9 protein-coding genes are annotated in these 12963 nt (G+C 60.3%); 6 read left to right on the top strand and 3 right to left on the bottom strand.

Annotated elements, in window-relative coordinates:
• Positions 1-47: 47 nt before the first annotated feature.
• The 3 genes from ACSQ2W_RS21645 to ACSQ2W_RS21635 form a co-directional block, all read right to left on the bottom strand.
• Positions 48-707 (bottom strand): calcium-binding protein, encoded by a 660-nt coding sequence (locus tag ACSQ2W_RS21645; protein WP_436088253.1) that lies wholly within the window; start codon positions 705-707, stop codon positions 48-50.
• A gap of 273 nt (positions 708-980) precedes the next feature.
• A complete protein-coding gene (locus tag ACSQ2W_RS21640) occupies positions 981-2381 on the bottom strand; it encodes an HlyD family type I secretion periplasmic adaptor subunit (RefSeq protein WP_436088252.1) in 1401 nt (466 codons plus the stop codon).
• Positions 2378-4138, bottom strand: a complete 1761-nt coding sequence (locus tag ACSQ2W_RS21635; protein ID WP_436088251.1) for a type I secretion system permease/ATPase — start codon at positions 4136-4138, stop codon at positions 2378-2380. The genes ACSQ2W_RS21640 and ACSQ2W_RS21635 overlap by 4 nt, the downstream gene beginning before the upstream one ends.
• 197 nt (positions 4139-4335) lie before the next feature.
• Here ACSQ2W_RS21635 and ACSQ2W_RS21630 point away from each other — a divergent pair, with 197 nt between their 5' ends.
• The 6 genes from ACSQ2W_RS21630 (at position 4336) to ACSQ2W_RS21605 (ending at position 12960) form a co-directional block, all read left to right on the top strand.
• Positions 4336-4908: a MarR family transcriptional regulator gene (locus tag ACSQ2W_RS21630; RefSeq protein ID WP_436088250.1), complete on the top strand. Its 573-nt coding sequence runs from the start codon at positions 4336-4338 to the stop codon at positions 4906-4908.
• 42 nt (positions 4909-4950) lie between these two features.
• The gene (locus ACSQ2W_RS21625) at positions 4951-6198 is read left to right on the top strand and encodes a glycosyltransferase family 4 protein (RefSeq protein WP_436088249.1); all 1248 of its coding nucleotides are present in this window, start codon (positions 4951-4953) and stop codon (positions 6196-6198) included.
• A gap of 195 nt (positions 6199-6393) precedes the next feature.
• Positions 6394-7863 (top strand): DUF6212 domain-containing protein, encoded by a 1470-nt coding sequence (locus ACSQ2W_RS21620; protein WP_436088966.1) that lies wholly within the window; start codon positions 6394-6396, stop codon positions 7861-7863.
• Positions 7853-10531: a glycosyltransferase gene (locus ACSQ2W_RS21615; RefSeq protein WP_436088248.1), complete on the top strand. Its 2679-nt coding sequence runs from the start codon at positions 7853-7855 to the stop codon at positions 10529-10531. Before ACSQ2W_RS21620 ends, ACSQ2W_RS21615 begins: the two co-directional genes overlap by 11 nt.
• Positions 10532-10569: 38 nt before the next feature.
• A complete protein-coding gene (locus ACSQ2W_RS21610) occupies positions 10570-11748 on the top strand; it encodes a polysaccharide pyruvyl transferase family protein (protein WP_436088247.1) in 1179 nt (392 codons plus the stop codon).
• A gap of 39 nt (positions 11749-11787) precedes the next feature.
• The gene (locus ACSQ2W_RS21605; protein WP_436088246.1) at positions 11788-12960 is read left to right on the top strand and encodes a polysaccharide pyruvyl transferase family protein; all 1173 of its coding nucleotides are present in this window, start codon (positions 11788-11790) and stop codon (positions 12958-12960) included.
• The last annotated feature ends 3 nt before the right edge of the window (positions 12961-12963 follow it).

The raw sequence follows: 12963 nt of genomic DNA, 5'->3' as shown, positions 1-12963 counted from the left end.
AGAATAGCGCGCCCCACGGGAGGAGGCAGGGCGCGCCGAGCTCAGGCTCAGTGAACGGTGAAGTAGTTATCGGGATTGGCCTGGATGTCGTCGGCATCGACATTTACCAATGTGAGTGTATCGCCATGACCGAGATCCACGACGACATTGCCGCCGACCTGGGTGACGCGCGAGGCCAGGTCTTCGGGCGAAGACACGTCGAGGCCATTGATGCCCTTCGAGATCTGCAGCAGATCCTCGCCCGCGGTAAAGTCGAGAATGACGTCATTGCCGCCGCCGCCGTCGAAGACGAAGATGTCGTGGCCGGCACCGCCAGCCAGGATGTCGTTTCCAGCCCCGCCGTCAATGATGTCGTGGCCATCGCCGCCATGCAGTATGTCGTTGCCCTTGCCGCCGGACAAAAGGTCGCTTCCGTGTCCACCGAACAAGATGTCGCTGCCCTTGTCGCCGTAGAGAAGGTCATCACCCCAGCCGCCGACGAGGGTGTCGTCGCCGTTTTCACCGTTCAGCAAGTCGCTGCCCTCGCCGCCGAACAGGGTGTCGTTTCCCTTTCCGCCGAACAGCAGGTCGTCACCGTCATCACCGAACACGACGTCGTGCCCGTTGCCGCCGCTCACGAAATCATCGCCCCCATGGGCGCGAATGAAATCGCTGAAGCGGGAGCCGAACAGGGCGTCGTCGTATGCGCCGCCTTCCAATGTAGCCATCTGCCTCTCCTCTTCAGGTTTATATGCACGCGTTTTCGGCGCTGGGTGCGACGATTGCGCACCCGGATTGTGCATTGCAAAAAAGAGCGGCGCAAGTATCTAAAAGAGATAATCGTCTAGTAATGAGAAATAAATTTCTTAATCTGAGTCATAATGGTACATTATTTCGCCAATCGCAGTTGTTATGAAGTAAAATTAATCTATTTTACTCGGAAATAACTTCAAAACTTGAAGCAATTTACATGATAAACCTCTGCATTCCGTTTCCGCGCGCTAGTCTTCCCTGAAGGCGCGATTGAAACTCTCGACGGCGGGAGAGGTAAGGTAGTCGATCGCAAGGCGTGACTTGTGGATAATCAGCACCTCCGCGGGCATGCCGGGATAGAGGCGGACATCGGGGTTTGCCTTGAGCGATGCCGCGTCGATTTTGGCGCGCGCGACGAAGAATGCGGTGTTTGACTTTTCATCTAGCGACTGGTCTGCAGCGACATATGTGATGGCGCCTTCCATTGGCAGGCGGGAACGCTGATTATAGGCCGTCAACCGGATTTGCGTGTGGGAGCCCACGACCATGCTGTCGATGTCACGAGGATTGACGCGCATCTCGATCAGTAGGGGCTCATTTTCCGGAACGATCTCGAGCAGCGCCTGGCCGGGCGTGACCGCGCTGCCAGGGGTGCGCAGCCAGATGTTGCTGATGATACCGTCCTGCGGAGAGCGGATCTCAAGGCGCCGAAGCACATCCTTCGAGGCGGTGATCTGCTCCTCGACATCCGCGAGTTCGATGCGTGCCGTCGTGATTTCGCCGGCGATCGTCGACTGAAACTCGCTTTCGATTCCCGTCAGTGCAAGCTGCGCGCCCGCTCCGGCTTTCTCTGCCCGGGCCTTGTCGCCGACGAGCTCGCTCCGTTCCCGCGCAACCTCGCTCAGCCGGGACTCGATGTCGATGAGTTGCGTGCGCGGGAAGACACCCTTTTTCACCAACGTTGCTATCGCCGTCCGCCGCTCGTTAATGAGGTCGATTTGCTGGTCCGTCGCCTGGATCTGGATGCCGAGTGACTTCGCTTGTTCAAGGTGCTCCTCGATGGTTTTTTTCTGGACCTCTGTGTGCCCCCCCAGGGTCTCGCGCCGCTTTTCGAAAAACATCGTCTCCGCCATGACGGCGTCGTCGATCGCGGCATCCCGGGCGTGGCTGAAATCGTGTGGAAAGCTGATCCGGGGCGCGTCGGTTTGCTCGGCCTTCAGTCGCGCCAGTTTCGCGATTAGGCCAATGCGCCGGATTTGGACCGACCGCAGGCTGGAACGGGCTCGCGTATCCTCCAACTCGATCAGGGGCTGCCCGGCAGAAACCTTGTCGCCCTCCTGAACGAGCAGTCGGCTCATCACACCGCCTTCAAAATGGCTGATGGTCTTTCTCTTCGAATCGACGATGACCGTGCCGTTGGCGATCGTCGCGCTGCTGAGTTCGGTCGAAAACGCCCAGGCAAAAAATCCACCGAAGGACACCAGGATCGTGGCGATCCCCGCGATGACAAGACGGCGGAGAGGCGAGCGGGTATCAAGTTGTTCGAATTCCAAGTCCGAGGGGCTGATATTCAGCGACACCGGCTGATGCAATGGCAGGCGACGCTCGGAAAGGTCGGGGCGGACCGCAAGAGGCTTCTTCTCCGTCATATTGCGGCCACCTCGCGGCGTGCTTCGCCCGGCATTGTGGCCGGAATCACGTCCGTTCGCGGCCCGAACTGTGTGACGCGGCCGTTTTCGAGCACGAGCAGCTTGTCGGCGACTTGCATGATGGCTGGCCTGTGAGCGATTATGATGACGATGGCGCCGTCGCCGCGCGCGTGCTGGATCGCGCGGATGAGGGCCTGCTCGCCAATCGCATCCAGGTTTGCGTTCGGCTCGTCGAGCACGATGAGACGAGGTCTGTTGTAGAGGCAGCGCGCCAACGCTATGCGCTGCCGCTGCCCTCCGGAAAGGGTCAGGTGTCCGTCGCCGACGGGCGTGTCGTAGCCGAGTTGTAGGCGTCCGATCATGTCGTGGATGTCGGCCAGTCGCGCAGCCTCCAGCACTTTGTATGGATCGCTTTCGGCCATCCGCCCAATGTTTTCTCGAATCGTGCCTTCCAAAAGCGATACGGATTGCGGCAGATATCCGACCACTTGGCCGAACGAGCTGCGCTCCCAGAGATAGGTGTTGTTGCCGTCGAGGAAGACGCCGCCGGACGTGGGTCGCAAGATTCCGACCAGCAGGCGCGCGAGGGTCGATTTGCCTGCCGCGGAGGGACCGACCACGCCCAGAACCTCGCCAGGAGAGAGGGAGAAAGAAATGCCCTTGATGATCGGCACATCCAGCCCCGGCGCTGCATAGACCAGCTTGTCGACCACGATGTCGCCCGACGAATGCGGCGTAGGCATTGTTTGGCGGATCGCAAGGTCCGCCGTGAGGGTGGCCTCAAGGCGACGCCAGCCCGCGATCGCCAGAACCCACTGCCGCCAATTGTCGATGATCGAATCGAAGGGGATCAGGAGGCGCCCCACAAGAATGCTCGATGCCATCATCGCGCCGGGCGTGATTGCCTGCTCCAGCACTAGAAACGCTCCGGCTGCCAAGGTGACGATCTGGATGGAATAGCGCAGGCTGCGGGTGATGGACGACATCGCCTTGCTCCTGGTCCCACTCGCTTCAAAGGCGCTGAGGGCTTGCATTTGCAGGGCGCGCCAACGATTCGCCAGGGCCGGCAGCATACCCATCGCCTCGATAGCCTCGGCATGTCGCAGCGATGCGCCAATCTTGGACACGGCCTCGATATTTGTCTGGTTTGCTTCCTTGGTGAGTTGGCGTGTCAACATGTCCGTGACCAGGCCGCCGCAAAGGAGCAGCGCCGCGGAGACAGCCCCAATGAGGCCGAAAAGCGGATGCAAAACGAAAAGGGCGCCGAGGAAAATCGGGGACCAGGCCGCGTCGAGGGGCGCGGTCACCGCTGACGAGGTCAGGAAGCTTCGCAATTCTGCGATGTCGCGAAGCGACTGGGTCGCGCGCGACAGGCCCTGGTCGACCGAGGCCTGAACGGCGGCGGCCAGGACTGGCATGTTTAAACGGCGCACGAGCGCGCCCCCGATGACTTGGAAAGACAGGGCGCGGATGAATTCCAGAACACCGAGCACCACAAGGGCGCCGATCGCCAAAATGGTGAGCATGACGAGCGTGTCCATGCTCTGGCTGTTGAGCACTCTGTCATGAACTTGCAGCATAAACAGAGGCATCGTGAGTTGTAGCAAATTTAGACACACGCTAAGCGCCGCCGCATACAGCAACCCGGACAAGAAGACACGCTTTGCTTGCGACATCAACAATCCCGGGTTGTTTTGATCTTTGCCTCCCCAAATTTGACTCTTGCTTCTTGTCCCATTTTGAACAGTATCACGCATGGTGATTTGCCTTGAGTTAACGTTAGAGCCAACTTCTGGAGGGCAGAATTGGTTATAACTGTGCCGAAGTGTAGTAATGCTTCGGCCAATCTGGCACAGAAGGGAGGGCTTGTGCAAGCGCGGGTTAATCAGGGGTGATGAGCATATTTGAAAAGTACTTCAATTTTTGAAGTAACTTTTCCGAATCGGAGTGTGAAATGAAAGAAAATAGTGTGCTCAGTCTGTCCGGACTTAATGATGATCTAGGAGTTCGAAATAACGGGCAGGCAGCACAAACGGACCCCGGGCACTCTCGGGATGCAGAGTTTAGTGACCTCCGGCAAGTTACATATTTCGAGCTTGCTCGCCTCATGGAACGGGCAAGTCGACGGTTTTCAGGGCTGATTCGGGCGGAGCTGACCAAGCTTCGTGTCGATGACGTGGGGCCGGCTCAGGCGATGATTCTACTGGCAATCGGCGACTCGGAGCTCTCGGTCGCCGAGCTTCTGGATCGTGGGCATTATGTTGGTTCCAACGTTTCCTACTATCTGAAGCAGCTTGCAGACGGCGACTACATTGATCGCGTTGCCTCCCAGCGCGACAAGCGGTCCGCACGGATCAAGTTGACAGAGAAGGGGCGGCAACTGAGGGCAAATCTCCGCGACGCGGCCATGACCTATGAGCGCGCGGTGAATCGTGGCGACCAGGACCGGCGGATGCTTGAGACGGCCTTCCAGACGTTGCACCAGCTCGAACTGGCCTGGGGCACCAATTCACGGTACGGCGTCTAAGTGGTGAGTGGTGCCGTGGGCCTGACAATGGCGGACTAGGCGATGCACGTGGCGTTTGTTCATCGGCGGGGCTTCGGCCAGTTCGCTGCCTTGGCCGCCCATCTCGCGCAGGCGGGCAATGATGTAAGCCTCATCACCGAAACCATAGATCAAAAGATCCCATCCGTTCGCGTTGTTCGACATCGCGCGGAATCAGGTCCGCGCGCGAATCCACACATGGCCCGGCACATGGGTACTCCCGATCACCACGCGCGAATCGGCCATCGCGTCGCCGAAACGCTCGACGCCATGGCGCGGCAGGGGCTGGTGCCCGACATTGTCGTTGGCCATATCGGCTGGGGCAGCATGATGTTCTTGAAGGACGTGCTGCCGCGGGTGCCCGCATTGGGATATTGCGAGTTCTTCTACCGATCGGAAGGGGCGGACATCGGGTTCTCCCCCGACGATCGGCCCGATCTGGAGACGCGAAAGAGGCTGCGGCTGCGTAACATCGCGCAGCTTTTGTCCCTTGAGGCCATTGAGGCCGGCATCAGCCCCACCCATTGGCAAAGAAGTCTGTACCCTGCCGATGCCCAGGGGCGCATTTCCGTGTGTCACGAGGGCGTCGATACGGCGCGGTTTCGACCCGACCCGACAACTTCGGTCAGACTTTCGGACGGACGTGTGCTCAGGGCTGGGGGTTCTCCCATTGTCACCTTTGTCGCGCGCGACCTTGAGCCGTATCGCGGATTTCCACAGGCTTTGGAGGCTGCCGCGAAGGTTGTGCGACAGCGTCCCGATGCGCTGTTCGTTTTCGTCGGCGGAGATGGCACCAGCTATGGTGTGCCGCCGCCCGGCGGCGGGTCGTGGAAGCACCATCTCCTGGAATCGCTGGACATACCGCGGGAAAATATCCTCTTTCCCGGCGTGGTGCCGCATTCAGTTTTGCGGCAGCTTTTCCAGATCTCGGCGGCGCACCTCTACTTGACCTATCCGTTCGTTTTGTCTTGGTCGGTGTTGGAGGCAATGGCGTGCGGCGCTCTGGTCATTGGATCAGATACCGCGCCTGTCCGGGAGGTTATACGCGCCGGCCGGAACGGCCTGTTGGTGCCATTCTTTGACGCGGACGCACTCGCCGAGGTCATTGTTGGCGCCCTGAAGAATCCGGAACGCCACCTCGGGATGCGGGCCGCGGCGCGCCGGACGGTCGAGCGTCGTTTCCGACTGACGGACTGCCTCGAACGCCAACAGGATCTTCTTGAAAAATTGAGCGGGAAATCTCTTCTCCGTCAGGGTTTAGTGCAATTATGAGGTATTACTTTGATTTTCAAAGTATATGTGAACTATTTTGCCTGTATTATTTTGAATTTCATCATTGTGCGTTGCAAAATTAGTTGCTACGTTCTCGTTGGTGGCGTCCGGATGATTTGAATAAGCAACTGATTATCCAGCGTTTTTGATTTTTGTTCCAAAATAATTCTTCAGAGGCGGTTCGTGCAAGATTTGATGTCTTCCGGCATAGGGCAGCGACTGGCGGCAAAAAAACTGGTGGCGGCATCGGACCGGGACCGGTCGTGCTTCGAGGGAAGCGATATAGAGCATCTGGTCACATACCTCGAAACGGCCGGACGCCCTCAGGCGACCTTGCAGAACGCCTTTCCGTTGATCGCCGTCGCCTTTTCCGACGAGGGCGAGGCGGATCTGCAAGAGCGCCTGGCGCTGCTTGGGTCGCTGGGTACAGTGCCCGTAGTTCCCCTCCAGCGGCTTGATCCCGCCAGCAAGCCGGACAGTCTTGCGCTTCTGCGAACGCTGGCCGAGGGCGGCGTCGGCCGGCTCGCCCGATACAGCGCCTCGATCACGTCGGAGCTGTCAATTCTGCGGCGGGAACGCGAGACGCTGCTGGAAAATTACCGGGCTCTCGAAGACGCGTTCCAGGCGCGAAACTGGGAGCCGGTTTCCGAGATATTCTCCCACGATCCCTATGCCGACCCAAAGGACGAGGGGACCGGTCAACTGCTCGCCAACGCCTTTGTCGATCAATTGCTGCCGGTGTCCAGCCTCGGCGTGGCGGGGCTCGCGCTTCACCTCCATTCCGTACCGAAATCCAGTGGAGAGCTCGTCGTTGGGTTGCGGTATCTTGAAAGCGGGGAAGGCGTGGCTGAGTGGACCGTGCCCTATACGCAACTCGTCCCGAGTTGGAACTTCTTCTCATTGCCCCGGGCCTGCGGAGGCGCGGCACGGACGCTTCGGCTGCGGATATCCGCGACCGGACCCGAGACCGTCGGCCTTTCGCTCGGCTATCCGATCGCCGGCGAGCGCTATTCGGCGCGGTCGGAAATTCCGCATCCGGATCTCGACCTTCGCCCGCTGGCGTTCAAAGTGTTCACGGGACTGCCCGGGGTGAAGCCCGCCAGGGCACCCAACATGATTGCGCCGAGCAGCCTGCTCGAGGGCCAGTACGTCGTCGATTATCGCCTGGCGGTCGACACGTTGAGCCAGATCGCGGACGTTTCGGTCACGCCCATCGTCCCGGAATTCCAGACGGTGCGCTTCCTTGAGCATGAGCATGCGATCGTCTGCCACCCGTTGCCGAGCGGTATATCGGCGGGCGCGGTCTGTGGCGCTGTCGAGCCCGGAACGATATCCTTCTCGGCAAGCGCCGTTATCGATCATCCGGAAGGCCAGCCCGCGGCGGTCAGCTTCCTGCTCGCCCCGGCGAATTCAAATGCGCGTTCCGAAGTGGCCGAGCTTGCGCGAAAGGGCGTGGTCAAGCCGTCGGCATTCTTCAGCGGGTGGCGCGAAGTCACCTCCAAGCAGGTCGTCAACATCAACATCCAGCTGGACGAGCCGGTACGCGGCCCGATGGATCTGATGATCCTCAGTCGCGCGGTCACGGATTCGGTCGATTTCTCCTGGCTCAAGGTGTCCGGCTTCAGGCTGGTCAAGCAATCGACGGAGGCCGCCGATGTCCGGTAACCGGAAATTCATGGACCTGATCGCCGTGGCCATGCCCCTCTACGGTCACGCGGCACTCGCCCTGGAGGCGATAGAGTCCCTACTTGCCTCGAATCTCAGTAGCTGCCGGGTCGTCATTGTCATCTCGGTCGACGGCGATCCACGGCACGAAACGTTCGATCAACTGTTGCTCTACGCCGCGGCCCATCCTTCCGTCCATGTCGTGTTCGGCCAGAACGCCGGGCCGGGCGGCGCACGCAATCGCGCCATCGAATACGTCCTCGAGCGCTTTCCCGAGGCGAAGGCCGTCTATTTCCTCGATGCCGACAATCGCGTCCTTCCCGGCACCATCGAGACGCTTTACCGGCAGCTCCTCTCCAGTGGTTGTGGGTGGGTCTACACCAATATCGACACATTTTCGGTAAGCTGGCGCGCCCACTACGGCAACCGCTATTCGCGGCTGGTCCACTGCGTCACCGATAATATCTGCGACACGGGATCGATGATCTCGGTCGATGTTTTTCAGGAAGGCGTCCGCTTCAACGACGACAGGCAGAACGGCTTCGAGGATTGGGAGTTCTGGCTGTCCTGCATCGAGCATGGTTTCGTCGGCACGCCCTGCCACGACACCGTCTTCGAATACCGGCTGAGGGCAGAGAGCCGCTTCAAGGAGGCGAACCGGGACCGCGCCACGTCGGTAAGCTTCCTGCGCAAGCGCCACATGCCGTTGTTCCAGCGCCCGATGCTGGTGGATTTCGAGCATGAGGAGTGCCCGCGCTACCTGTTTGGGCGAACGGAAGACACCGCGATCTCTTTCTTCACCGATCCCTTCAAGCCACCGACGATGCTTCGCCTCGACGACATCATACCGGCGTTCTGGGCAAACATCGGCGAACCCGACAATGAACATTTCCCGCCGTTCATGGTCGCTGGAAGTGGCGCGGCGCTCGACTTGCTCCGGCGTTCGCGCATGCTGCCGAACGTGCTTGCCCAACTTGAGCGCCTGAGCGAGACCAGCAACGTCGTCTTTGTCCAACTCGCCAACGATGCCGCCCAGCGCAAGATCGAACCGGTCGGTCAAGGGGCGGGTGGACAAAAAATCGGCCCCGCCGATCTGATTTTCCTTTCGTCCCGGCTCGTCCAGGACGTGGTCCAGAACAACGCGGTGGACTGGTTCGCTTCCATCGGCAGCCAGCAGGTATGGCCGACATCGACGGTTCTGAAAGTACGTTTTCCTTTTCCAAGAAGCCTCCCGCGCCGCTCTGTCATCACGCCTCAGCAGGTGATGATCAATTGCGTCAACGCGATTGCCGCGAGTCCCCTGCGGGAGACGGCGGGCAAGCGGTGGACCTGGCGTCCGGCGCGGCTCGTGCCTTATGGCGATCTGCACAAGGCGCTGCGCAAGGAAGTCGGGGGATCACCGGTCCTGCCGCTCGGGCACAGCGAAGGCAAGCGGACCGTGGCGCTACTCGTGCCGAACGCCTCGTTCGGCGGGGCCGAGAAAGTCGTCTACGCGGCCGCCCGGGAATTGAAGGCGGCGGGTTACGAAACCCATCTCTTCGTGCTCGGCACGTCCCGGATGGACGTGATCGATGAATTCGATTCCAGCTTCGACCACATTCACTTCTGGGACGCGGGAATTCCGGCCTGGGGAGGGTCGGGTTCCTTCCTGGGGCAGGACTTTATCGCCGAGGAGCATGCGGTCGACTGGGAGGCGCTCAAGGGACAGCTTTCCGGCTTCGACCTGATCATCAACAACCATGTGATGGCCGTCCATCCCCTTATCGCGCGACTTCGCTCCGAAGGCACGCGCACCGCCTGCTATCTTCACGTCGTCGACAACACGGCCTTCAAGAGGCCCGCCGGTCAGCCCTTCGCAGCGATTGCCCACGAGCATTGCTACGATGCCTTCCTGACTTGCTCCGAACAGCTCAAGATCTATCTGCACAGCTACGGTGTCCCCCACGAGAAAGTCTTCGCCGTTGCCAATGGCGCGAGCTTTTCGGTGCCGCCAAAGGTCCTGGCGGAGGTTCTGGCGGTCAGGCGAATCGAGCGCAAGGACGACCGGTTGCGGCTTCTCTACATGGGGCGTCTCGATCAGCAGAAGGGCATCGATCGACTGGCAGCGACGCTCGCGGAACTGCGGGCCTCCAACGTCCCCTTCGACGCCCGGGCTATCGGCGGCGAAATCCTCGCCGATTCCAGCGTGTCCTGGAGCGAACGATTGAAGGACCTGGGCGTCGACGTGCGCCCGCCCGTTTTCGCCAGCAAGGACCTGATCAAGGCGCTGGGCTGGGCGGATGTTCTCGTCATGCCCTCACGCTGGGAGGGCGCGCCACTGATGATCGCCGAGGCGCAGCAGCTCGGCTGCGTGCCCATCGCGACCGCGGTCGGCGCTGTGGACGAGCTCATTTCCGACGGCGAGGACGGCATCCTCATCGACGCGGCTTCCGATCCTCAGGTCGTGAGGGAGATGGCGCGGATCATTCAAGAGGTGGCGCACAATCGTGAGAGGCTCGCTCCGCTCATGGAGGGCTGCATCAGGACCGCCGCGCGCCGGTCATGGGCTTCCTCCTTCTCGGATTTCATCGCGTGGAGCGATCGCTCCGTGAAAAACTCATCACTGTCCCGCGCCGCGGTCTTTCGCGAGCAGTCGGCGGCAAATCCCGTGGTCGCGGCGATCGGCTGATTGCCGGGCCGCTTCCCTGAACAGAAAGGTCTAGTCGAATGCATCCACGAATTCTCGTGACGGGTATTCCTGGTCACTACACGCGCCTTGCCAATGGCGCCCAGGGCTCGTCCGTCTCCTATGCGGAGCGGCAGAAGCAGCCGGAAGCGAAAGAGGAGTTTCTGCAGGAGCTGCGCAACATCAGCAACACCGGCAACTACCTCATCGGCGAAGGCGCTCTGCGCGCGCTCGCGCCGCATGCGAAGCAGGTTCCCTTCTGGCATCTCTACAATTTGAGCAAAAGCGGCAGCGGGTTCGATGAGTTCAACGCCAACTTCGACATCTGCGTCTTCACCTGCGCGAACCTCCTGCGCAAGGGGCTGTCCGCGGACGCCGAGGCGGAAGTGCTCAGCCGGCTCAACATGCCGATCGTCATGCTGGGCATCGGCCTGCAAAACCGCAAGGACCTGGAGAACAATCTTCCGGAGGGAACGAAGCGGCTTCTCGCCATCTTGAAGGAGCGCGAGCACTATTTCCTGACGCGCGGCCACGAGTCGGCCGGCTTCCTGAAAGACCAGGGCTTCTCCTTCGTGCGACCGACCGGATGCCCTTCCGTCTATTTCATGCCGGAGAACATGCGCCGCTCCATGAAGAAACTGTCGAGCGTAGAAATTGGCAAGGCGCGGACAATCTTTTCAGGCTACCTCGGCGGCAATCAGGATGCGATCCTCGACGCCAATGCGCTGGCCCCACAGGACACCGCGCCGCAATACGTGGTGCAGGACGAGTTCCTCCACTTCGACATGAAGGTGGAGCCTAACGACGAGGGGCGCGTCTATGATTCCGCGTCGGGCCTGATGATCGGCGATCTGGCCTATCCCGGCACGGAGCGCGAGAAGCAGCGGTTTGAGGTTCGCACTTTCTACGACACCAACCAGTGGCGCTCCTGGGCCTCGTCGATGGACTTCAATTTCGGCCGTCGTTTCCACGGCTCTATCATCGCCATGCAGGCGGCGGTGCCGAGCCTGATGGTGGCGGTGGACGATCGCATGCGCGAGATGCTCGGCTTCACCGGCCTGCCCGCCGTCGACATCACCGAGATCGACAAGGCGGAGAACCGCGCCGAGTTCGTGGCCGATCATCTGGCAAAGCTCAACACGAGCGAGCTTGTCGACCGGTATTCCGACCGCGAGCGCGCCTTCCGAACGACGCTTCGTGAAATCGGCATCGCGAATTAATGGCCCGAAGGCCACCATTTATCGGTTCAGAGGATAGTTATGCGTATTTTGCTAACGGGAATTCCGTCTTATCTGCAGAGAACGATTGCGCAGGTTTCGGGCACGACTGTCGTCCACCGGCCCTATTTTGACGAGGCCAGCACCAAGAAGGACCTGATTTCCCAGGTCAGGCGGATCGCCAATACCGGCAACTACCTGATAGGCGAGGGCGCGGCCGAAAGCCTGCGCGGTCATGACGTCACCTACCTCCCGTTCTGGCACCTCGCCAACAACCGGGGATCGGAAGACCTCTACGAGCGCGTCAACCGCGAGTTCGATATTTGCGTTTTCGCCTCCGCCAACCTCTTGCGGCCCGGCTACTCCGCGGACCTGGAAGCCGAAGTCTTCGCCAAGCTGAAGATGCCGGTCGTGGTGATGGGCATCGGTATCCAGCGCAAGGAGGGTCTCAAGGAACTGCTGCCGGCCGGCACGCTCCAGTTCCTTGAGGTCTTGAAGAAAAAGGAGAGCTTCTTCCTTACCCGCGGTTATTTCACTGCCGAGTTTCTCAGGGAGCAGGGCATGAAGTTCGTCAAACCGACCGGCTGCCCATCGCTCTATTTCGCTCCGAACGAGATGAAGCGGTCACTTGCCGCGCTTGCCAATCCGGGACTGGCAGAAGCCCAGAAGATCGCCTTCGGCGGCTATCTCGGCAGTGTAGCCGATACGATCGTTGACGCGCATGCCTTGCTTAAGCCCGACAGCGTCGCAAGCTATGTGGTCCAGGACGAGGTGGTTGCCTACAACCTCTCGCTGACCGGCGACGACAATGACATTGTCTATGACCGGGCGAGTGGGCGCATCACTGGCGCGACCGAATACAAGCATTCGGAAAAATGGCAGCGGAAATCCGAACTGCTGGTCTATTTCGACACGAACCAGTGGCGGGGCGCAATGTCCTCGCGCGATCTCTGCTTCGGTCGCCGTTTCCACGGCTGCATCATCGGTATGCAGGCCGGCACACCCGCCCTCATGATCGCGGTCGACGACCGCATGCGGGAAATGCTGGAGTTCATCGGCTTCCCCTATATCGAGGCGGCGACCTGGAACCGGGAGGCGGACAAGCGCGCATATCTGTCGAATTTCCTCGCCAAGATAGACACGCAAGCCGTGATCGACCGCTATTCGGCTTGCGAGGCGAATTTCCGAAATGCTCTGGGGCAGATTGGACTTTGAGAG

It is taken from the genome of Pararhizobium sp. LjRoot255, from assembly GCF_964252905.1.
In the GTDB taxonomy this organism is placed as follows: domain Bacteria; phylum Pseudomonadota; class Alphaproteobacteria; order Rhizobiales; family Rhizobiaceae; genus Pararhizobium.
This window is presented reverse-complemented; position numbering and strand designations above follow the sequence as displayed.